20 protein-coding genes and 1 riboswitch are annotated in these 19,843 nt (G+C 37.6%); of the genes, 19 read left to right on the top strand and 1 reads right to left on the bottom strand.

The window, feature by feature from the left end; all coding sequences use genetic code 11:
- The first annotated feature begins 10 nt into the window (after positions 1-10).
- The 9 genes from rbfA to MWH30_RS00285 all read left to right on the top strand — a co-directional run bounded on the left by rbfA (position 11) and on the right by MWH30_RS00285 (position 10,057).
- A complete protein-coding gene (gene rbfA / locus MWH30_RS00325) occupies positions 11-355 on the top strand; it encodes a 30S ribosome-binding factor RbfA (RefSeq protein ID WP_248662049.1) in 345 nt (114 codons plus the stop codon).
- Positions 356-381: 26 nt separating this feature from the next.
- The gene (locus MWH30_RS00320; protein WP_248662048.1) at positions 382-1,380 is read left to right on the top strand and encodes a DHH family phosphoesterase; all 999 of its coding nucleotides are present in this window, start codon (positions 382-384) and stop codon (positions 1,378-1,380) included.
- Positions 1,364-2,281 (top strand): tRNA pseudouridine(55) synthase TruB, encoded by a 918-nt coding sequence (gene truB, locus MWH30_RS00315; protein ID WP_248662120.1) that lies wholly within the window; start codon positions 1,364-1,366, stop codon positions 2,279-2,281. The genes MWH30_RS00320 and truB overlap by 17 nt, the downstream gene beginning before the upstream one ends.
- A gap of 13 nt (positions 2,282-2,294) precedes the next feature.
- Positions 2,295-3,218 (top strand): bifunctional riboflavin kinase/FAD synthetase, encoded by a 924-nt coding sequence (locus MWH30_RS00310; protein WP_248662047.1) that lies wholly within the window; start codon positions 2,295-2,297, stop codon positions 3,216-3,218.
- A 167-nt stretch (positions 3,219-3,385) separates the two neighbouring features.
- Positions 3,386-3,652 (top strand): 30S ribosomal protein S15, encoded by a 267-nt coding sequence (gene rpsO / locus MWH30_RS00305; protein WP_248662046.1) that lies wholly within the window; start codon positions 3,386-3,388, stop codon positions 3,650-3,652.
- 103 nt (positions 3,653-3,755) lie between these two features.
- A complete protein-coding gene (gene pnp / locus MWH30_RS00300) occupies positions 3,756-5,873 on the top strand; it encodes a polyribonucleotide nucleotidyltransferase (protein WP_248662045.1) in 2,118 nt (705 codons plus the stop codon).
- Positions 5,874-5,973: 100 nt separating this feature from the next.
- The gene (locus MWH30_RS00295; RefSeq protein ID WP_248662044.1) at positions 5,974-6,819 is read left to right on the top strand and encodes a deoxyribonuclease IV; all 846 of its coding nucleotides are present in this window, start codon (positions 5,974-5,976) and stop codon (positions 6,817-6,819) included.
- Positions 6,819-9,005 (top strand): ATP-dependent DNA helicase, encoded by a 2,187-nt coding sequence (locus tag MWH30_RS00290; protein WP_248662043.1) that lies wholly within the window; start codon positions 6,819-6,821, stop codon positions 9,003-9,005. The genes MWH30_RS00295 and MWH30_RS00290 overlap by 1 nt, the downstream gene beginning before the upstream one ends.
- 98 nt (positions 9,006-9,103) lie before the next feature.
- The gene (locus MWH30_RS00285; protein ID WP_248662042.1) at positions 9,104-10,057 is read left to right on the top strand and encodes a cell wall hydrolase; all 954 of its coding nucleotides are present in this window, start codon (positions 9,104-9,106) and stop codon (positions 10,055-10,057) included.
- 53 nt (positions 10,058-10,110) lie between these two features.
- Here MWH30_RS00285 and MWH30_RS00280 read toward each other — a convergent pair whose 3' ends face one another.
- Positions 10,111-10,875, bottom strand: a complete 765-nt coding sequence (locus MWH30_RS00280; protein ID WP_248662041.1) for an N-acetylmuramoyl-L-alanine amidase family protein — start codon at positions 10,873-10,875, stop codon at positions 10,111-10,113.
- Between the two features lie 859 nt (positions 10,876-11,734).
- On the opposite strand from MWH30_RS00280, the gene MWH30_RS00275 reads away from it, so the two are divergent.
- From MWH30_RS00275 to dapG, 10 genes are all read left to right on the top strand, one after another.
- Complete coding sequence (locus MWH30_RS00275; RefSeq protein ID WP_248662040.1) at positions 11,735-12,505, top strand: polysaccharide deacetylase family protein; 771 nt, start codon at positions 11,735-11,737, stop codon at positions 12,503-12,505.
- Positions 12,506-12,519: 14 nt separating this feature from the next.
- Positions 12,520-13,251: a polysaccharide deacetylase family protein gene (locus MWH30_RS00270; protein WP_248662039.1), complete on the top strand. Its 732-nt coding sequence runs from the start codon at positions 12,520-12,522 to the stop codon at positions 13,249-13,251.
- 169 nt (positions 13,252-13,420) lie between these two features.
- Complete coding sequence (gene dut, locus MWH30_RS00265) at positions 13,421-13,858, top strand: dUTP diphosphatase (protein WP_248662038.1); 438 nt, start codon at positions 13,421-13,423, stop codon at positions 13,856-13,858.
- A 68-nt stretch (positions 13,859-13,926) separates the two neighbouring features.
- A complete protein-coding gene (locus tag MWH30_RS00260) occupies positions 13,927-14,193 on the top strand; it encodes a YlmC/YmxH family sporulation protein (protein WP_248662037.1) in 267 nt (88 codons plus the stop codon).
- 71 nt (positions 14,194-14,264) lie between these two features.
- Complete coding sequence (locus tag MWH30_RS00255; RefSeq protein WP_248662036.1) at positions 14,265-14,771, top strand: general stress protein; 507 nt, start codon at positions 14,265-14,267, stop codon at positions 14,769-14,771.
- Positions 14,772-14,873: 102 nt separating this feature from the next.
- Positions 14,874-15,041, top strand: a riboswitch (Lysine riboswitch).
- A 69-nt stretch (positions 15,042-15,110) separates the two neighbouring features.
- Positions 15,111-15,905 (top strand): 4-hydroxy-tetrahydrodipicolinate reductase, encoded by a 795-nt coding sequence (gene dapB / locus MWH30_RS00250; protein WP_248662035.1) that lies wholly within the window; start codon positions 15,111-15,113, stop codon positions 15,903-15,905.
- Between the two features lie 115 nt (positions 15,906-16,020).
- Positions 16,021-16,902, top strand: coding sequence for a dipicolinate synthase subunit DpsA (gene dpsA / locus MWH30_RS00245; protein WP_248662034.1), 882 nt, complete (start codon positions 16,021-16,023; stop codon positions 16,900-16,902).
- Positions 16,903-16,931: 29 nt separating this feature from the next.
- Positions 16,932-17,525, top strand: coding sequence for a dipicolinate synthase subunit B (locus MWH30_RS00240; protein ID WP_248662033.1), 594 nt, complete (start codon positions 16,932-16,934; stop codon positions 17,523-17,525).
- 55 nt (positions 17,526-17,580) lie between these two features.
- Positions 17,581-18,591 (top strand): aspartate-semialdehyde dehydrogenase, encoded by a 1,011-nt coding sequence (locus MWH30_RS00235; protein WP_248662032.1) that lies wholly within the window; start codon positions 17,581-17,583, stop codon positions 18,589-18,591.
- Between the two features lie 22 nt (positions 18,592-18,613).
- A complete protein-coding gene (gene dapG, locus MWH30_RS00230) occupies positions 18,614-19,837 on the top strand; it encodes an aspartate kinase (protein WP_248662031.1) in 1,224 nt (407 codons plus the stop codon).
- Positions 19,838-19,843: the final 6 nt, after the last annotated feature.

Raw genomic sequence — 19,843 nt, 5'->3', positions numbered from 1 at the left:
TTGATTTATAATGGCTAAGCATAGACCGAGAAGAGTAGGAGAATTAATCAAACAGGAAGTTAGTCAAATGTTACTGCAGGATGAGATTAAAGATCCCCGAATTGGTTTTGTAACTATTACTGATGTTGAGGTTTCCGGTGATCTGCGACATGCTAAAATATTTGTCAGTGTGCTCGATGATGAGCAGGCTAAAGAGGAAACAATGGAAGGCTTAAAAAATGCTGTAGGTTATATACGGAGAGAGTTAGGACAACGAATTCGTTTGCGTCATACACCGGAGATTATCTTTAGATACGATAACTCTATTGAACGAGGCACGAAGATATTTAAGATACTAGAAGAGTTAGATGAGTAAAATGTTAAATAAAGGCTGGGGTTTAAGTGAAGAAATATCAACATTTGTTAAATATAATAGAAAAGGAAGATAAGTTTTTATTAACCTCTCATGTTAATCCGGATGGAGATAGCATAGGTTCATTATTAGCTCTAAAGTTTATTTTGGAGTCTTGTAGTCAGCAAGTAGAGATTGTATTAGCTGATTCAGTACCTGGTTATTTGGAGTTTTTACCCGGTAGTCAGGATATACATAGCTATCAGGAGCTACCTGTTGACTTAAAAGAGGAGTCTTACGGAGTCTATTTTGTTGTAGACTGTGGTGAGCTATCAAGGATAGGCGAAGTGGAAGCTCTGCTGACTGAAGAAGATAAAATAATTAATATAGACCATCATGAAGATAACGAAGAGTTTGGAAGTAAAAACTATGTGGATTCTACAGTAGCAGCTACCGGAGAGTTGATCTACGATTTAGCTGTGGAGTTAGGGGTTAATTTTAAGAGCGATTTTGGAACTGCTATTGCTACAGCTTTGATTACTGATACTGGTAACTTTACCTATGCTAATACTTCAGCTAAAACTCACCGGATTATTGCTGATATGTTGGAGTTAGGGGTAGATACGCAGGCTATAATTACCGAAGTTTATGGAAAACGTAGCTTCAGTAATTTAAAGCTCTTAAGTAAGGTTTTAAGTGAATTACAGGTAACTGCCCAACAACAGATTGCCTGGTTAAGTGTAGACCAGTCTACTTTGAACTCTGTACAGGCTACTTGGGAGGATACTGAAGGTTTGGTTAATTATCCTCGCAGCTTGGAAGGAGTTGAGGTAGGAATTTTATTTAAAGAAGTAGCTGCTGAAGAGACGCGAGTTAGTTTGAGGTCTAATGCCTTTTTTTCTGTCAATGAGTTTGCTAGTTATTTTGGTGGGGGCGGTCACGCTCGGGCAGCCGGTTGTACTGTTGAAGCTCCCTTGGCTAAAGCTGAAAAGATGGTAATTTCTAAACTAAAAGAAGAATTAGGTGTTGGCAATGCAGGGGATAATTAACCTAGTTAAACCATTAAATCTGACTTCTTTTCAGGCGGTAAAAAGAGTTAGAAAGATACTGCAGATTAGAAAAGTAGGCCATACGGGAACCTTAGATCCTTTAGCAACCGGAGTTTTACCTATTTGTGTGGGTAGGGCTACTAAGGTGAGCCGATTTTTAGTTGATACTTCTAAGGAGTATATAGCTGAATTGAGATTAGGAATTAAAACCGATACCTTAGATGCTGCTGGAGAGATAGTAGCTGAGGAGGAAGTTTCTGAATTAAATACAGAGCTTATTAAAGAGGCTTGTGCAGAATTTGTAGGGGAAATTGAACAGGTGCCACCTATGTATTCTGCTGTTAAGCAGGATGGTAAACGCTTGTACAGATTAGCCCAACAAGGTAAGACGGTGGAGCGAGAGCCGCGTCAGGTTAAGATTTATAATCTGAAAGTTTTAGCAGTGGATTTACCTGTGATTAGGTTTGCTGTTGAGTGTTCTAAAGGAACCTATATTCGAGTTTTAGCAGCTGATATTGCTAAAAAGTTGGGCAGTTGTGGGCATTTATCCTTTTTGATTAGGGATAGAGTGGGCCCTTTTAAAATAAACGAAGCGATAATTCTAGCAGAGTTAGAGAAAGCAGCAAGCACCGATTCTTTAGCAGAGACTTTATTACCTATAGATTCTGCTTTAGTTCATTATCCCAAAATAAAGATCAAGTCTGAACCTCAACTTTATAAATTAGTCAGTAATGGAGCTAGTTTTGATTTTGAAGGAGTAGCTAATCAGGAAAATAAGTTGGATTTAGGGCAAAAAATCAGGGTTTATAGTGCTGAAGATGAGTTTTTAGGGATTTATGAGTTTGTGTTAGAGCAAAAAAGTAAGAAGAGAATTTTTAAACCGGTGAGACTCTTTTGTTAAAGGGGAGAGCAGAATGGAAGTTGTTAGAGGCGAGGCAATTAAAGAAGAAGAAGATTCAGTAGTGGTTACTCTAGGCTGCTTTGATGGTATTCATTACGGGCATCAGCAGATCATTGAAGAAACGATTACTAATGCTAAGCAGTTAGCTTGTAAAAGTGCTTTATTTAGCTTTACTCCCCATCCGATGAGTGTTATTGCTCCCCAAAAAAAGCCACGCTTACTAAGTAATTGGCAGCAAAAATTGAAAATTATTGCAGAAATCGGGATTGATAAGGTGTATCTGCAGGAGTTTACTAATGATTTTGCTAAGTTAGACTTTGAGAGCTTTGTTAAAGATTATTTAGTGGCTGGAATTAATGCTCAAAAAGTAGTGGTAGGGTCAGATTTTCAATTTGGTCATCGAGGTTTAGGTAATGTAGACAAGTTAAAAAAGTCAGGTAAGGAGTTAGGGTTTACAGTTCAGGCCTTAGAGGCGGTAACTATTGAGGGAGTAATAGTAAGTAGCACTTATATTAGAGAGTTAATAGAATCTGGACAAGTTAGTGAAGTTAAAAAGTACTTAAGTCGTAACTATTCTATACTCGGAGAGGTTGTAGGTGGAGATAAGCGAGGCAGGAAGTTAGGGTTTCCTACAGCTAATTTAAAGCTGCTAGCTGAGTATGTTATCCCTAAAATTGGAGTTTATGCTGTTAAGGTTTCTTTAAATGGTAGTAGTTATCAAGGAGTAGCTCATTTAGGGGCTAAACCTACTTTTAGTCAGAATGAGTTTACTTTTGAAGTGCATATCTTTGATTTTGGTGATTATATCTATCAACAGCAGTTAGAGGTGGAGTTTGTGCAACGTTTACGGGGACAGATAGGATTTGCTAGTCAAGAAGAGCTAGTTAAGCAGATCAATCAGGATATAGAAGAGGCTCGAGAGATTTTAAATAAATAGTTAATAGTTAAAGGTTAATTATTAATTGCACTTTATAACGATGCTGTTTACAATCTCTTTTTTTTATGTTAAAATTATATGGTAGTTTGAACCATTAACTAGGAATAGCGTTTTCACCAGCGCAGTTCTTGGTTAATGGGGATTTGAGATTAAGGAGGTGAAGTTATATGTTAACTGCTGAGAAAAAAGAAGCTATAATCGAAAAATTTAAGCGTCATGAAGATGATACAGGTTCGCCAGAGGTTCAGATTGCCTTGTTAAGTGCTCGTATTGCTGAATTGACGGAACATCTTCAGGATCATAAACAGGATCATAATTCGCGCCGAGGTCTTTTGAAGATGGTAGGTCAGCGTAAGCGTTTACTTAGCTATTTAAAGGATAACGATGTAGAGCGTTATCGAGCTTTAATCGATGAATTAGGGTTAAGGGGCTAAGTAATCAATTAGTTAAGTCAAAGAGCGGGATTTCCCGCTCTTATATTTTAGATTGATTTAGTAAATTATATTATTAATAATACTAAATAAAGGAGAGTTGTTAATGCAAAAAGAATGGAGCCTTGAGTTTGGAGGTAGAGATTTAGTTATAGAAAGTGGAGCCTTAGCTAAACAGGCTAATGGTTCGGTATTAGTTAGATATGGTGAGAGTGTTATTTTAGTTACTGCTACTATGGATGATCCGCGGCCGGGAATGGACTTTTTTCCTTTGATGGTTAATTATGAAGAACGACTTTATTCCGCAGGTAAGATTCCGGGAGGCTTTATTAAGCGGGAAGGAAGACCTAGTGAGGCAGCTACTTTGACTTCAAGATTAATCGATAGACCTTTACGTCCTTTATTTCCTGAAGGAATGCGCGATGATGTACAGATTATAGCTACAGTGCTTTCGGTAGATAACGATAATCCACCTGATATCGCAGCTATGATTGGTGCTTCAGCAGCTTTATGTATTTCTGATATTCCTTTCGATGGGCCAATCGGAGGGGTAAAAGTAGGTATGGTTGAGGATGAGTTTGTGATCAATCCTACTCTAGAGCAGCAAGAAGAGAGTCCTTTGGACTTGATTGTAGCTGGGAATGAGGCTGGGGTAATGATGGTTGAATCTGCTGCTGATGAAGTAAAAGAGGAGCAGTTACTTGATGCTATTGAGTTTGGACATCAAGAAATTAAAAAGGTGATTTCTTTACAAGAAGAGATAGTAGCTGAAATTGGTAAGGAAAAAGAGACGGATATCAGATTAGCAGTTTATGAAGATGAGGATGTTGAAGCTGAGGTTAAAGAGTATGTTGGCGAGCAGATTAAAGAGGCCTTACAGATTACTGATAAGCTCGAGCGAAATCAGCAGTTAGATAAGATAAGAACTGAAACTAAGGAGCATTTTGCTGAGAAGTTCAGTGAAACAGAAGATGCTGAGCATAAAAACAAGGTAGTCAAGTCTACTTTAGGTGATCTTAAAAAGCAAGCTATTCGTAGTTTGGTGATTGAAGAAGGAATTAGAATTGACGGTCGTCAAAAAGATGAAGTGCGTCCTATTTGGTGCAAGGTAGGTCTTTTACCAAGGACTCATGGTTCAGGAGTTTTCACTAGGGGTGAGACGCAGGCTTTAACGGTAGCTACTTTAGGTGCAGTAGGTGATGAGCAGATTCTAGATGGTTTGGAAGATGCAGACTCTAAAAGATATATGCATCACTATAACTTCCCTTCTTTCAGTGTGGGAGAGACTGGCCCTATTCGCGGCCCCGGCAGAAGAGAGATCGGTCATGGTGCTTTAGGTGAAAAGGCTTTAAAGCCAATGATTCCTGACTATGATGAGTTCCCTTATACTATTCGGGTAGTTTCTGAGGTTTTAGAGTCTAACGGTTCTACTTCTCAAGCTAGTATCTGCGGTAGTACTTTAGCTTTGATGGATGCTGGAGTTCCTATTAAAAAGCCGGTAGCTGGAATAGCTATGGGACTGATGAAAGAAGGAGATCAGTTAGCAATTTTGACGGATATTCAAGGGATAGAGGACTTTAACGGCGATATGGACTTTAAGGTAGCCGGAACTGAAGATGGAGTAACTGCTTTGCAGATGGATATTAAGATTGATGGAGTTTCTAAGGAGATTTTAGCAGAGGCTTTAGAGCAGGCTAAAATAGGTAGGCTGCATATTTTAGAGGAGATGTCAAAGGCTATTTCAGAGCCTAGAGATCATCTGTCTCCTTATGCACCTAATATTATTACCATGGAGATCGATCCGGATAAGATTAGAGATGTAATCGGGCCCGGCGGCAAGACTATTAAAAAGATAGTGGAAGTTACTGGAGCTAAATTGGATATTGATGATGACGGCACAGTAGTAATTGCTGCAGAGGATCAAGCGAGCGGTTTTGAAGCTCAAGAAATGGTAAATAAAATAACGGAAGATGTAGAAGTAGGTAAGATCTATGAAGGTGAGGTTAAGAAGACTACTCATTATGGTGCTTTTGTAGAGGTTTTACCTGGTAAAGATGGATTACTTCATATTTCTGAAATGGCCGACCACCATGTTAAAAAGGTGGAAGACTTGATGGAAGAAGGAGATGAGGTAACGGTTAAAGTGACTGGAATTGATGATAAAGATCGAATTAATTTATCAAGGAAGGATGCCTTAGCTGAGCTGGAGAATGAAGAAGATTAGTTCTGGCTTTTAACAACTAATTACTTTTCTGAAACATAAACTGGATTCTTTCTGGTTTATGTTTTTTAAATTATACTACAACTGTAAGTAGGTGGAAAATATGAAATTAGGACTCCATTTATCCATAGCTGGTGGAGTTGATAAAGCAGTGGATAGAGCGGTTGAGTTAGGAGCTGATACTTTACAGATCTTTGCTAAAAGTCCGAGGAACTGGCAGGGCCGGCAGTTAAAATCAGCGGAAATTGCTACCTTCAAAACTAAGCTAGCGGAGGCTGAAATCAATCCGCTAATAGTACATGTTAACTATTTAAGTAACTTAGCTACGCCTAAAGAGGAGCTGTATCGGAAATCTAAAGCAGCTATTAGTGCAGATTTGCAGAGAGCAGAGCTTTTGGGAGCCGATTATTTAGTTTTACATCCTGGTAATCATACTGGCTCGGGAACTGAAGCTGGCTTGGCTAGAATCAATCAGGCCCTAGAGCAGTTAGTGGCTGAAAATGAAACAGGGGTTAAGCTGTTATTGGAGAATGTAGCCGGAGCTGGAACCGAGCTCGGAGTGAATTTTAAGGAGTTAGCGGCTATGGTCTCTGGCATTCCTACTGCAGAGATTGGACTCTGTTTAGATACTTGTCATGCCTTTGGAGCTGGTTATAATCTCAGTACTAAAGAAGGAATTCAAAGGCTGTTGGCTGAAATTGATGAAGATTTTGCTTTGGATAGATTAGAAGTTGTACATATTAATGATTCTAAAGGGGAACTGGGTAGCAACAAGGATAGGCATTTTCATATTGGGCAGGGTGAAATTGGTTATTCAGGCTTTAAGGAGTTATTAAAGCTTTTACCTGATAGCGTTAAGGCCCTAATTTTGGAGACGCCAATTGATGAAGCTGGAGATGATGAATTGAATTTGCAGACTTTGCAGGATCTAGCTGATGAGGTGATTTAATGGAAGCTAATGAGATAGAGAAACTACCAGTTGCTGAAATAAGTGAACTTTTTACTGAAGGAAGCTTGCTAGCTCAGAATTTAAACGATTATGAGTATCGTTATCAACAAAAGATTATGGCTGAAGTAATAGCGAAAGCCTTTAATCGACAGACTCATCTGTTGGTTGAAGCAGGAACAGGAACTGGTAAGTCTTGGGCTTACTTGGTGCCTAGTATTTATTGGGCCCTCCAAAACAAGCAAAGGGTAGTAGTTTCTACAAATACTATCAATTTGCAGGAGCAGTTGATTAAAAAGGATATTCCTTTTTTGCAACAGGTTTTGGATAAGGACTTTAAGGCAGTCTTAGTTAAAGGGAGAAGTAACTATCTGTGTTTAAGAAAGCTTTACACCTTAGAAAATTTAGCAACTGAAGTTTTAAGTGAAGCAGAATTCAGCTCTTATTCTAGACTACTGGCCTGGAATAAGCAAGCGGTAAGCGGTTGTCGTTCCGAACTGCTTTTTCAACCTCAATTTAAGCTGTGGCAGCGAGTTGCTTCCGAAAGTGAAAGCTGTTTAAGAGCTAACTGTCCTTACCAGCAGCGGTGCTATTTTACTCAAGCTAGACAGGAAAGCATTAGTGCTGATATTTTAGTAGTTAACCATCATCTTCTATTTGCTGATATTGCTGTACGTAAAGAAGAGGGTATGGATTTAGAAATGGCTGTCTTGCCTAAATATAAGCATATTATTTTGGATGAGGCCCATAACATTGAAGAGGTAGCTACTAGCTACCTAGGAAAGAAGGTTAGTCAAAGAGAATTATTGAGCTTTTTACATAACTTATATCCTAAAGAGTCTAAACAAGGAATAGAAGGTTTTTTGCTAGAGTTGCGCTTTAGGATCAATCAAGCTAAAGAGGATATTGAAAAAAAGCAGCGCTTAGAGTTACAACGTTTAATAGATAATACTCTCCAGCCTTTGGTATTAAAATCTACTGAAAGAAGTAATATCTTCTTTGAGTGTTTGGCTAATTTTACTCAGGAATTAAAGACAGAAACAGCTAGCGGGAAGCTGCGACTTAAAGAGAATATAATAGAACATGCTGATTGGCTTAAAGTAACTGAAGAAGCTGAAAACTTCTTATTAGCTTTGAATCAGCTATTACGTGAACTGAAAAAACTCAGTAGCAACTTAGCCTTAATTTCTGGAGTTGATTTTGAAGACTATGAAGGAGTGTGTTTAGATTTAGAAGCTAAAATCAAGTACCTACAACAGATGGTGGAGACTGTAGATCTTATTCTCAATGATTCGGCGACGGAAGAAGTAGTAAATTGGATAGAAACTAAGCAAAATAGTCAGGGGGAGATTAACTGTAATCTTAATTCAGCCCCAGTAGATATTGCAGCTGAGTTTAAAGAGCGGCTGTTAGTTGAGATGGATTCTATAATATTTACTTCAGCTACTTTAACGGTTGATCAATCATTTTCATATATTAGAGATAGATTAGGTTTAACAGAGGAGTTGGTAGCTGAACTAAGAACTGGTGATCCTTTTGATTATCAGCAACAGGCTATGTTGGCAGTTCCTATAGATTTACCGGGCCCGAATAGTGAAGAGTTTACTAAGCAAGCTATAGCAGCATTAGCAAAGTTATTATTTGCTAATCAAGGTCGCAGCTTAGTTCTTTTTACTTCCTATAAGATGCTGAATAGCTTTTATCTTGAGTTAAAATCTGAACTTAAAGAGGCTGAAATTGATCTCTATCGTCAAGGAGATAAGTCGCGTCATCTTTTAATTAAGGATTTTAAAGAAAGTAAAGCAGCGGTAATTTTAGGGACAGCTAGTTTTTGGGAGGGGGTAGATATCCCCGGAGATAAATTGAGTTTAGTTGTGATTGTCAAACTACCTTTTAAAGTGCCTACTGATCCTATTGTAGAGGCTAAAGTGGAAGAGCTAGAGTCAACTGGTAAAGACCCTTTTTTGAATTATATGTTACCTCAAGCGGTAATTAAGTTTAAACAGGGCTTTGGTAGGCTGATTCGCTCCCAGACTGATCAAGGAGTAGTAGTAGTATTGGATAAGAGGATTATTAATAGAAGGTATGGTCAAGTTTTTATTAATTCAATCCCTCGGGGATGTCAAGTTTTAAGTTCAAAGATTGAAATAGTAGCTGAAGAAATCAATAAATTTTGGGATTCCAGTTGAAATTTCCATCTAAAAACAGGATTTAAGGGTTTGACCAAGAATATAAATTATAGAGCAAAAATACATATATATAATTTTGCTAATTGAGGAGGATTGATATGAATACAAAAAAGTTAAATATTATTTTGATTTTAGTAGTTCTACTATTACTTATATCAGCAACTAATTTATGGGCCGGCAGCGAGTTTAAAATTCGCTACAAGGTGCAGAGTGATGATGCTTTAGTTAATATTGCTAGAGAGTTTGGAACTACTGTAGATAGGCTAAAGGAAGTAAATAACTTAGGAAATAGATTTATTAGAGCAGGAGATACTATTGAAATTCCTTTGGAATACTCTCTGGAAAGTAAAGAAGATGAAGCAGAAAAAGATGCTTTTAAGGTTAGACTTTTAGCAGAAACCTATAAAAATGATGATCGAGGAAGTTATACTTTAAATAAGAATACATATGAGAATATAACTATTAAAGTAGATAATAGTTCCTTAGATAATATACAGGTGGCTCATCTGAATACTTTAGATTATAATGTCCGGCCCGGAGACACTTTATATGATTTAGCCAGGGAATTTAATACTTCAGTAGCAGTAATTAGAAAATTAAATGATATGGATAGTAGTGATGTGATTAGAAGGGGCGATAAGATTACTTTACCTATTGATAATTTAACGGCTAGAGAGGTAGTTGCCTTAACGGTTACTGAAGAAGAAAAAGATCTTTTAGCTCGATTAATTTATAGTGAGGCTCGTGGTGAACCATATACTGGCCAAGTTGCTGTAGGAGCAGTTGTTTTAAATAGAGTAATTGATAGTCAGTTTCCCGATAATATTAGGGATGTAATTTATCAACGAGGTCAGTTTACTCCCGTTAGTAACGGACATATTTATAGGCAACCTGATAGACAAGCCTATCAAGCAGCTGATGATGCTTTATCTGGTAAAGATCCTTCTAGAGGGGCTTTATACTTTTATAATCCTGATACTGCTACTACTTTGTGGTGGCTTTCAACTCGTGATACTATAGTTAAGATCGGTAATCATTTATTTGCCGAATAACTTTCTTTAAAGAGACTGATTTTCTTAGCCAGAGAATCAGTCTCTTTTATACTTTAAGGTCGGGGAGGATCTAAAGTAGGTTCTAGTTTTTGGTTATTGCTATCTAAAGAAGAAGCTGGTACTTCGTTTTTGGTTGATTGCTGCTCTAATTTTTCATTTAAATAGTTGATAACTCCTGTTTCTATTGCTTTGGCAATTCTTTTTAGTTCTTCTTCATTAGTTAATCTTTGAAAGTCTTGAGGATTACTTAAGAAGCCTACTTCTACTAAGACGGCTGGCATTTCTGTGTGTTGAAGCACATAAAAGGGCCCGGGTTTGATTTGGCGATAGTTTTCAGGTTGAATGTTGATCAGTTCTTCCTGTATAAATCCAGCTAACTGCTTGCTTTCTTCACATTCAGGTGTGTAAAAGCTTTGACCGCCAAAGGAACTAGTGCCCGGAAAGCTATTGACATGGATACTTATAAAAAGATCGGCATTTCTTTGATTAGCCATTTTAGCTCGTTGAATAATATCCTTCCTGCGATTATTTTGGTATAATGAATCGTCCTTCCTAGTCATTACTACCTTTAAACTTCCCTTAGATAGGTAATCAGTTAAGTATTTAGCTACTTTAAGGTTAATTTCTTTTTCTTTGACTTGATTGCTACTAGTTCCATCATCTATTCCTCCGTGGCCAGCATCAACTACTATTAGTTTATTCAAAGAACTATCAGGTTGGCTGATGCCGAAGGCTAATAACTTGCCAGCGAAGAAAAATACTAAACAGCAAACCAATAATTTTTTTTTGGTAATTGTGAAAACATTCATCCACTGCATAAGTTTAAAACTCCTTTAACAATTAATACTTAACAGTTAATAGCTAATAGTGTATAGTTAATAGTTGAAGTTTAAAAGATCAAAACTCTATTGTTGTCTATTATCCATTATTAGTATATTGTTGCGTTGGCGTGGGGAGCCAAATGGATGTTTAAAGCTAAAAAAGTTTATTTTAGTACTTCTAAGACTCATCTCCACTAAAATAAGAGCAAGTCAATTTTAATTAGAAAAATTGACTAAAACAGCTCTTATTTTAGCTCCGATTCGTCAAGAAGTACTAAAAAATAAACTTTAATATCGCTTATAAACACCCATTTGGCCGTGCTGATAACGAAAAATATGTTTGATGCGTCTTCCGCTAACATAATTTTGCGCTTTATATCCCAGTGGGGGTTGTTTCAGAGTGGGATTCAGGTTTTTCGTCGAAATTGCTCATTGCTTTCTAAAATGCTTTGGTCAAATCATAATATATCAAAGCATTTGTAAATAGCACTAAGTTAGAAAAAGGTGTTGGAACGGCGCGACGCAAAGCTAGTCATTATTCTGGAAACTTCCCCCACTAGGTCATTAACGCCACAATAGACCTTGATATTGTTTTTTTAGAACTTGAACTTTATCTTTTGATCTTAATTTATCCTCTATCATTTATCATCTGTCCTTTGAAACATTAGACTGATATTGTTTTAAACAAATCATCACTGTTATATAAAAGTATATTAGCGATTTACTAAAATATTAATGTTATTTTTAAAATATATATTTTACTCAACTCTCTTTTAATATTGGCTATTCACTTCTATTCCAAATATAATTTGCATAAGTACTTAGCAGGAAGCAATTATAGGGAGGAATTTTGGCTATGGAGCTTTACTTTTCCAAGAGAGTAGCTGTAATTTTAGTTTTGATAGTTGGGATAGGAGTTTTTCTCTTAGGTAGTTTAACCTCTAATTTAACTCAGGAAGTAGTACAACTGACTGAAGATAGATTAGTTCCTATTTATAAAGTGGATACCGAGGAGCAGAAATTAGCTATTACTCTAGATGGCATGTGGGGAGCAGAGCATACTCCGCATTTATTGGAGATTTTTGCTGAGCATGAGGTGACTATTACTTTTTTCTTCGGAGGTAACTGGCTAGAAGATTATCCGGAAATGGCTAAAAAGATTGCTGCTGAAGGCCATGAAATAGGCAATCATACTTATAGCCATCCTCATCTTAACTCCTTAAGTAGAGATGAGATTGCTGAAGAACTAGAATATAATCAAGAGTTGATAGAGGATTTGGTTGGAGAGCAGCCTAAGTTATTTCGACCTCCTTTTGGAGAGTATAGTAATAAGGTGATTGAGGTGGCAGAGGACTTAGGTTTTCAGACTATTCAGTGGAGTATTGATTCATTAGACTGGAAGGAGCCGGGAGTGGACTTTATTGTGGAGCGGCTGTTGGAGAAGTCTGAGGCTGGAGATATTATCTTAATGCATAATAATGCTCCTCATACTCCGGAAGCACTGGAGAGAGTGATTCCTAAGCTACAGGAGCGAGGTTATGAGTTAGTTAAGCTGTCTGAATTGACCTATGACGAAGACTATTATATCGAAAGCCATTCTGGTTTACAGAAAAAATTAGGAAATTAACGGGAGGCTAGCCGATGTTAATTAATCTTAAAAAGCTACTCGATTTTTGGGAGAATAAAAGTCACTTGTTACTAATAGCTTTAGTTGTAGTTTTGATGTTAGGAGTAGGAGTTAGGTTATTTATAGCTGGTAATCAGCGAGCAGTGCCTACTGCTGCTGAGCCTTATTATCAGGGCCCGGAGGATAAAGAAGCGATGGCTTTAACTATCAACGTAGCCTGGGGGCAAGAGTATATTCCTGAGATGTTGGATGTATTGGCAGCCGAAGATGTTAAAGCTACCTTCTTCTTTATCGGTAAGTGGGTAGAGAAGTATCCAGAGTTAACCCAAGAGATAGCTGAAGCAGGTCATGAAATAGGTAATCACGGTTATAGTCATGCCCATCCTAATCAACTATCTAAGGAAGAATTAGTTAGTTTAATTAAAGATAATGAGAAATTATTAAAGGAAGTTACCGGAAAAGAGACCGATCTTTTTGCTCCCCCATATGGAGAGTATAATGATAAGGTAGTGCAGATAGTAGATGAGCTAGGATATAAGACTATTATGTGGACGGCAGATACTATCGATTGGCAGCGTCCAGCTCCAGAAATAATAACTAAACGAGTATTAACTAAGGCAGATAAGGGAGGAATAGTTTTAATGCATCCTACAGAACCTACAGTTAAAGCTTTACCTACGATGATAAAAAGGTTAAAAGACGAGGGATATCAGTTAGTAACAGTTTCTCAACTTTTAGCTGATTAAATACTGGGAAATTTAAACTTTCGACAGGAAAAAATAATGTTTTATTGAAAATATAATGTAGCTACTTATTCATAGTCTAAATATATTGAGGCAAATAAAATCTTTATCAGCTAGCTTTTCTTATATATGATTAGTATTGGAAGTTGAATTAGGGAAGGGAGAATTTGAAATGGAAATTGAAATTAAGCGCTTAGATGATTCAGTACCTTTACCAACTTATAAACATGCAGGTGAAGATGCCGGATTGGATCTTTATACTGTTGAATCAGCTACTTTGAAGCCCGGAGAACGTAAGTTATTTAAAACCGGAATAGCAATTGCTTTACCGCGGGGCTATGTAGCCTTTGTAAATCCGAGAAGTGGACTAGCTTTAGAGCACGGAATTACAGTTTTAAATGCTGATGGAGTGATCGATCCTGGTTATCGAGGTGAAATTGGAGTGATTTTGATTAATCATGGCCAAGAACCTTTTACAATTGAAAAGGAAGCTCGAATTGCTCAACTGATTGTACAGGAGTATGTAGAAGTGGAGTGGAAGGAAGTTAAGCAGCTTTCTAAAAGTAATAGGGCTCAAGGAGGATTCGGACATACCGGAATTAAAGACTGAAAACTTTTAATACCTCCTTGCTTAACTGCATAAAATATTATTATAAGGATAGTGAAGGAGGTATTAGGATGAAGTTGAGTGCTTTGCAAGGTAAAGAAATTATAAATATGGATGATGGAGGTAGGTTGGGTATAATTAGTGAAAGTGAATTAGTTATTGATGTGGAAACAGGAGATATTGAATCGATAATCATTCCTAATCAAGAAGGGGTGATGGGTTTTTTTGGAGAAGAAAAATACTTACTTATTCCTTGGCAGGCCGTTCAAAAGGTAGGCTCGGAAGTAGTGATTGTTGATTTAGAGAATGATTTACAAGCACAGCGAGCATCCATATAATTACAGGATAGCCTCCTTAATTCTAGTATATATTAAACTTAAGTTAATTTACTAAGGAGGTTAGATATATTATGTCGTCTGTAATAGGAGTTTTTGCTAATGAAGAACGAGCTGAAAGAGCAGTTAATGAGATTAAACAAGCCGGTTTGGATGAAGGTGAGATTTCAATTGTAGCTAAAGGAGAAGAAGGAGCTACAGGTGAAGAGCAACAAGGTCAACGTGGTAAAACAGAGATGTCTTTTGAAAATCAAAACTTAGGTGATGGTACTGCCACAGGAGGAGCAATTGGTGGTATTGCCGGTTTAATGGCCGGAGCTGGTCTCTTTGCTATTCCTGGAGTAGGGCCTATCATAGCTGCGGGCCCTATTGCTGCTGGTTTAAGTGGAGCTGTAGCCGGTGGTTTAACGGGAGCTTTAGTGGACTATGGAATTCCAGAGGAAGCGAGCCAAGAGTATGAGAATCAGGTTCGTCAAGGAAACATTTTAGCTATCTGTGAAGGTTTAGAGGATCGAGACCAATTAGCTGATATTGAAGCTATTATGCAGAGAAATGGTGCTACTGAGATTGAAATTCATTAAATAATGCTTAAATTGAGAAAGGAGTGGATTAATTCCCTCCTTTCTTTCTTTTAGCTTGACATTTAAATTTATTTATTAGAAAATAAAGTAGAATAGAATAAGACTTAAGATGGAGGTGCTCCCTTTATTAGTACTTAGAGGATTTTTATTAAGGAAAGGAAAAGGAGCCGAAGTCTGAATTAGAGCTATTTTTTAATTTAGGCTGGTTTTAGAGTTAATAGCTCTAGGGCTGTCATTGGTTAGTTAAACTAATGGAGGACTATCTATAACTGTGATTGGTGTCCTGCCAATCTATTTTTATTTGCTAAACTGTTTTTAGAAAGGAGTTGGAGATTAAAGATGAAGAAAATATTAGTTAATGGTGCTCAAGGAAGAATGGGTAGTGAGGTTGTTAAATTAGTTGCTCGGAGTAGAGATTTTCAGTTAGTGGCTGCTGTTGATGTAGACAATATAGGGGAGGATATTCATCAACTGTTAGGGATTACGGCTCCTCAAGTTGAGATTGAAGATGATTTAGAGGCTGCTATTGAGGCTCATAATCCTGAGGTAGTAGTAGACTTTACTACTCCGCAGGTAGTAATGGAGAATATTGAAGTTGGCTTAACCAGTGGAACTGATATGGTAGTAGGAACTACAGGGATTACTGAATCAGATTTAAGTAAAATAGAGGAATGGGCCGCGGCTGGGGAAGCGAATATAATTATAGCTCCTAACTTTGCTATTGGAGCTATCTTAATGATGGAGTTTGCTCAAATGGCGGCTAAATATTTTGAAGGAGTGGAGATTATTGAACTGCATCACAATCAAAAGATAGATGCTCCTTCAGGAACTGCTATTAAAACTGCTGAATTGATTAATAAAGCTTCAGAAATAAATCAAGAGGGAGTTGAAGAGATTGAGAAGCTGACCGGAGCTCGAGGTGGACAAGAAGGAGAAATTAATATTCATAGTGTTCGTCTACCTGGTTTAGTTGCTCATCAAGAGGTGATCTTTGGTGGAGAAGGGCAGACCTTTAAACTTAGACATGACTCTATAGATAGAAGCTCTTTTATGCCGGGGGTTAGGCTGGCTATTCAGTGTGTAGCTGAAGCTGAAGGAGTAGTTTATGGTTTGGACAACCTAATTGATCTTTAAAAGCTAATATTTTACCTGTAAAAAGAAATAACTTTGGACTAGACAAGCACTACTTGGGAAGGTTAGCCATATAATATTAATAGATTTTTAAGTTAGAAGAGGAAGGGGGCTTAAAATGACCGCTAAATTAGCCGGGATTAAACTGGCTGTTTTAGGTGGAGACCAGCGAGAGTTAGAAATGTTAAGGCAGTTAGCAGCTACTGGAGCAGAGATTAAGACTTTAGGGCAGCCGGATATAGAGTTACCTGGGCTGGAGGTTGAGCATAGTTTAGCAGCAGCTGTTAAAGGAGCGCAAGTGGTAATTGCTCCTATGACCAGCACTGATGAAGAAGGATATCTTAAAGCTACCTTTGTCGAAGAACCGGTTAAGTTGGATAAAAGTTTTTTTAGTAGTTTAGAGACTGCTTCTTTATTCTTAATCGGAGTTGCTCGAGGAGAAATTGCTACTTACTGCCAAAAGCAGGAGCTAGAGCTTATCGAATTGGCAAGATTGGATGAAGTAGCTATTCTAAATGCTATTCCGACGGCTGAAGGAGCTATTCAGATTGCTATGGAAGAATCGGAGTTAACTTTACATAGCAATCAGGCTTTGGTTTTAGGTTTAGGCAGAGTAGGCCAGACCTTAGCTAGAATGCTAGCTAACTTAGGTAGTGAAACCTATGTGGCAGCTAGAAAGCCTGGGGATAGGGCCCGAGCTCAAGAAATGGGAATTACTCCTGTATCTTTTAAGCAGTTAGAGGAGGTAATCCCAGAGATGGACTTTATATTCAACACTGTGCCAGCCTTAGTCTTGGATAAAGATATATTAACTTCTGTTTCAAGTGAAGCTTTAATTATTGATATAGCTTCTGCACCGGGAGGGACTGACTTTCAAGCAGCTAAGAAGTTAGGAGTTAAGGCTCTGCTATGTTTAGGCTTACCAGGTAAGGTAGCTCCCAAAACTGCTGGTCAGATTCTTGGGGAGGTTATTCCCAGATTGATTGAAAATAGAGTTTAGTTTTGACCTTCCAAAGGAGGTGCATTGATTTGGAATTAAAAGGTAAAAAGATTGGTTTTGCATTTACAGGTTCCTACTGTACTTTGGATAGGGTAATTCCTAGCTTGGAGAGGTTAGTAGAGGTAGGAGCTATAGTTTATCCTATTTTTTCAGAGTCTATTCAAAAAAGAGATACTAAGTTTGGAACTGCCGCTAGTTGGGAAGAGAAAGTAATAAAAATTACCGGAAACGAGCCCATGACTAACTTAATTGAAGTAGAACCTATTGGCCCGGAAAAATTCTTAGATATTTTAATTGTAGCTCCCTGTACTGGAAATACTATGGCTAAAATTGCTAATGGAATTACTGATACTACAGTTTCAATGGCAGTTAAGGCCCATTTGAGAAATGATAAGCCGATAATTTTAGCTATAGCTACCAATGACGGTTTAGGTAATAATGCTGAAAACCTAGGGAAGTTATTAAATACTAAAAATATCTATTTTGTACCCTTTGGTCAGGATAATCCTAGTCAAAAAATAAATTCTTTGATTAGCAGAATGGACTTGATTGAAGAGTCTTTAAAGCTTGCTTTGGAAGAAAAACAGATTCAGCCGGTATTGATTGAATATAAAGGTTTTTAAATAGTACTTATAGAAGTAAGCAATGATTTAAATCAATTTATAAGGAGGATTATTAATGGAAAAATATAATGTAGCAGTAGTTGGAGCTACTGGTGCTGTAGGTAGAGAAATGTTGAATATCTTAGAAGAACGCGACTTTCCTTTTGCAGAACTGAAACTTTTAGCCACAGAGCGTTCTGCTGGAACTATACTTACTGTTAAGGGTCAGGAATATGAAGTAGAGGTTACTACTCCAGATTCTTTTCAAGGAATAGATATAGCTTTATTTAGTGCTGGTAGTGGGGCTAGTAAGCAGCTAGCTCCTGAAGCTACTAAAAGAGGAGCAGTAGTAGTTGATAATAGCAGTGCTTTTAGAATGGATCCTGAAGTGCCTTTGGTAGTACCTGAGGTGAATCCAGAAACTATAGCTGAACATCAGGGGATTATTGCTAATCCTAACTGTTCTACTATTCAGATGGTAGTTGCTTTGAAGCCACTTTATGATCAAGTAGGGATTAAAAGAATTGTAGCTTCTACTTATCAGGCCGTTTCAGGAACTGGTAAGGATGCTATGGACGAACTAATAGAACAAAGCAAAGCTTATTTAGCCGACAAAGAGGTTGAAGCTGAGGTTTATCCGCATCAGATTGCCTTTAACTGCTTACCACATATAGATATTTTCTTCGATAACGGCTATACTAAAGAAGAGATGAAGATGGTTAACGAGACTCAAAAAATAATGGCTGATAATAATATTAAAGTAACTGCTACAGCAGTGCGGGTACCGGTATTAATTGGTCATGCCGAATCTATTAATGTAGAGCTGGGGTCTGCCTTATCGGTAGCAGAAGTAAAAGAGCTATTAGCTGCTGCTTCTGGAGTTGAAGTAGTAGATAATCCAGCTGAACTGCTTTATCCAATGCAGACCCAGTGTGAAGAGAATGATAATGTGTTAGTAGGACGAATTCGTCGTGATCAAACTATAGATGCGGGTTTAGATCTTTGGATTGTAGGTAACAATCTGCGGAAAGGAGCAGCTTTGAATACGATTCAGATTGCTGAAGAGTTAATCAGCAATCGGTTCTGAGGTTAAGAAGTGGGGTGAGTGAATGAAAGGAATTTTAGTGCAGAAGTTTGGGGGTACCTCGCTGGCTACTGCTGAAAATAGAAAAGCAGTAATAGATAAGATAATTAATAGCATTAATCGAGGCTATAAAGTAGTAGTGGTAGTTTCAGCTATGGGCCGGGAAGGTGCTCCTTATGCTACTGATACTTTGATTAATTTAGCGCAAAATAGCTATGAATATATTAATCCTCGAGCTAAAGATTTATTGATGTCTTGTGGTGAAATAATTGCTTCGGTTGTAGTAGGGCAAGGATTAAAAGAGAGAGGGCATAATTATGAAGCTTTAACAGGGGCGCAGGCTGGAATAATAACCGATGATAACTATGGTAATACTAGAATTTTAGAGGTTAATCCTCAGCGAATTTTAGAGACTTTGGAAGCTAATAAGGTGCCTGTAGTTACTGGTTTTCAAGGGGTAAGCCAAGAAGGCGAAATTACTACTTTAGGTAGAGGTGGGAGTGATACTACTGCTACTGCTTTAGGTGCTGCTTTGCATGCAGAGATGGTGGAGATATATACCGATGTAGAAGGAGTAATGACAGCTGATCCTAATTTAGTTCCTCAGGCTAGGGTTTTAAAGCATATTACCTATGAGGAGGCTTGTGAATTAGCTTATCAAGGAGCTAAAGTAATTCATCCTCGAGCCGTTGAAATAGCTAGAAGAGAACGAGTACCGATTATGATTAGGTCGACTTTTACTGAAAGTCCAGGCACTGTAATTGCTGATACCTTTAGCCAAGAGAAACAGATAGATATTAAGGGAGACCAAGCGGTAACGGGGGTAACTAGTCGCAGTAATGTAAGTCTAGTAGAAGTCAAGCCTAGACAACCGCAAAAGTATGCTACAGCCTTAGGCTGTTTTGAGGTTTTGGCTGCTGCAAATATTAGTGTAGACTTTATTAATGTACGTCCAGAGATGATTACCTTTATTGTTAATCGAGAATTAGCTGCTAGGACTGAAGAGCTATTAGCTAAAACAGAGTATAATTATACAGTTAGCAATAACTTAATCAAGGTTTCGGTAGTAGGAGCGGGAATGACTGGTTTGCCTGGAGTAATGGCTAAAATGGTAAAGGCCTTAAAAGGCAGCGAAGTTCATATTTATCAGACTACTGATTCCCATACTACAATTTCTTTTTTAGTAAAAAGAGACGATGAACAAGATGCTTTACAGGCTTTACATTCTCAATTTAATTTAGCACAATGATTTTAT

The organism is Fuchsiella alkaliacetigena (genome assembly GCF_023227765.1).
Taxonomy (GTDB): Bacteria; Bacillota; Halanaerobiia; order Halobacteroidales; family Acetohalobiaceae; genus Fuchsiella; species Fuchsiella alkaliacetigena.
The sequence above is the reverse complement of the archived record's forward strand: the minus strand, read 5'-3'. Positions and strand labels throughout refer to the sequence as shown.

Excerpts from the sequence above, each read along its gene's own strand:
- MWH30_RS00275 (WP_248662040.1), top strand. The coding sequence starts at position 11,735 with ATGGAGCTTTACTTTTCCAAGAGAGTAGCTGTAATTTTAGTTTTGATA.
- rpsO (WP_248662046.1), top strand. The coding sequence starts at position 3,386 with ATGTTAACTGCTGAGAAAAAAGAAGCTATAATCGAAAAATTTAAGCGT.
- dut (WP_248662038.1), top strand. The coding sequence starts at position 13,421 with ATGGAAATTGAAATTAAGCGCTTAGATGATTCAGTACCTTTACCAACT.
- MWH30_RS00285 (WP_248662042.1), top strand. The coding sequence starts at position 9,104 with ATGAATACAAAAAAGTTAAATATTATTTTGATTTTAGTAGTTCTACTA.
- rbfA (WP_248662049.1), top strand. The coding sequence starts at position 11 with ATGGCTAAGCATAGACCGAGAAGAGTAGGAGAATTAATCAAACAGGAA.
- dapG (WP_248662031.1), top strand. The coding sequence starts at position 18,614 with ATGAAAGGAATTTTAGTGCAGAAGTTTGGGGGTACCTCGCTGGCTACT.
- MWH30_RS00295 (WP_248662044.1), top strand. The coding sequence starts at position 5,974 with ATGAAATTAGGACTCCATTTATCCATAGCTGGTGGAGTTGATAAAGCA.
- dpsA (WP_248662034.1), top strand. The coding sequence starts at position 16,021 with ATGACCGCTAAATTAGCCGGGATTAAACTGGCTGTTTTAGGTGGAGAC.
- dapB (WP_248662035.1), top strand. The coding sequence starts at position 15,111 with ATGAAGAAAATATTAGTTAATGGTGCTCAAGGAAGAATGGGTAGTGAG.
- MWH30_RS00270 (WP_248662039.1), top strand. The coding sequence starts at position 12,520 with ATGTTAATTAATCTTAAAAAGCTACTCGATTTTTGGGAGAATAAAAGT.
- MWH30_RS00260 (WP_248662037.1), top strand. The coding sequence starts at position 13,927 with ATGAAGTTGAGTGCTTTGCAAGGTAAAGAAATTATAAATATGGATGAT.
- pnp (WP_248662045.1), top strand. The coding sequence starts at position 3,756 with ATGCAAAAAGAATGGAGCCTTGAGTTTGGAGGTAGAGATTTAGTTATA.
- MWH30_RS00290 (WP_248662043.1), top strand. The coding sequence starts at position 6,819 with ATGGAAGCTAATGAGATAGAGAAACTACCAGTTGCTGAAATAAGTGAA.
- MWH30_RS00310 (WP_248662047.1), top strand. The coding sequence starts at position 2,295 with ATGGAAGTTGTTAGAGGCGAGGCAATTAAAGAAGAAGAAGATTCAGTA.
- MWH30_RS00280 (WP_248662041.1), bottom strand. The coding sequence starts at position 10,875 with ATGCAGTGGATGAATGTTTTCACAATTACCAAAAAAAAATTATTGGTT.
- truB (WP_248662120.1), top strand. The coding sequence starts at position 1,364 with ATGCAGGGGATAATTAACCTAGTTAAACCATTAAATCTGACTTCTTTT.
- MWH30_RS00255 (WP_248662036.1), top strand. The coding sequence starts at position 14,265 with ATGTCGTCTGTAATAGGAGTTTTTGCTAATGAAGAACGAGCTGAAAGA.
- MWH30_RS00235 (WP_248662032.1), top strand. The coding sequence starts at position 17,581 with ATGGAAAAATATAATGTAGCAGTAGTTGGAGCTACTGGTGCTGTAGGT.